Raw genomic sequence first — 930 nt, 5'->3', positions numbered from 1 at the left:
GTGAGCAGGTACGCGCCCAGGCCGACCGGACCCTGCTCGCCTCGATCGGCAAGTCGTCGGGCAAGCGCACGACGGCCGCCGACGCGGACGCCACGTACGCGGCCTGCAAGCTGGTCGCGGGCGCGGCCGGCATCGCCCTCGCCGACCCCGGGCACAGCGGTACCGAGAGCGACCGTCTCGACCCGGTCGAGCGCATCGCCCTCGCTTCGCGCGTGCGCACCCGTGCGGTACGGCTGGACGGCAGCTGGTGGCGTGACAACGTCGGCCCGCTGGTGGGCCACCGCGCCCTGTCCGGGGCGCCGGTCGCGCTGCTGTGGCGGCGTGGCGGCTATGTGGCGGTGCATCCGGCGACCGGGCGCGAGACGCCGGTCGAGAAGGCCAACGCGGCGGAGTTCGAGCCGCGCGCGGTGATGTTCTACCGGCCGCTTCCCGAACGCCCGCTGGGCCCGCTGGGCCTGCTGCGCTTCTGCATGCGGGGCACGCGCGGCGACGTGACCGGGCTGCTGCTCAGCGGGCTGGTGACGGTCGCCATCGGCGCGCTGGTGCCGATCGCCACGGGCAAGGTGCTCGGCGAGTTCGTGCCGAAGGCGCAGGCCGGGCTCATCGTGCAGGTGTGCCTGGCGGTGATGGTCAGCAGTGTCGTCGCGGCGGCCTTCATGCTGCTGCAGAACATGACCATCCTGCGTCTGGAGGGCCGTATCGAGGCCACGCTCCAACCGGCCGTGTGGGACCGGCTGTTGCGTCTGCCGACGAAGTTCTTCACCGGGCGTTCCACCGGCGAGCTGGCCAGTGCCGCCATGGGCATCAGTGCGATCCGCCGGCTGCTCGCGGGCGTCGGGCCCACGGTCACCCAGTCGGTCACCATCGGCGCGATGAACCTGGGGCTGCTGCTCTGGTTCAGCGTCCCGATGGCGCTGGCCGCGATCGGCA

1 protein-coding gene is annotated in these 930 nt (G+C 72.9%); it reads left to right on the top strand.

What is annotated here, in order from left to right; all coding sequences use genetic code 11:
- Window positions 1-930, top strand: a 930-nt coding sequence (locus tag ACTWQJ_RS51825; RefSeq protein ID WP_443313269.1) for an ABC transporter transmembrane domain-containing protein, incomplete at both ends; no start/stop codon positions are given.

The organism is Streptomyces sp. KR55 (assembly GCF_052245645.1).
In the GTDB taxonomy this organism is placed as follows: Bacteria; Actinomycetota; Actinomycetes; order Streptomycetales; family Streptomycetaceae; genus Streptomyces; species Streptomyces flavusporus.
The sequence above is the reverse complement of the archived record's forward strand: the minus strand, read 5'-3'. Positions and strand labels throughout refer to the sequence as shown.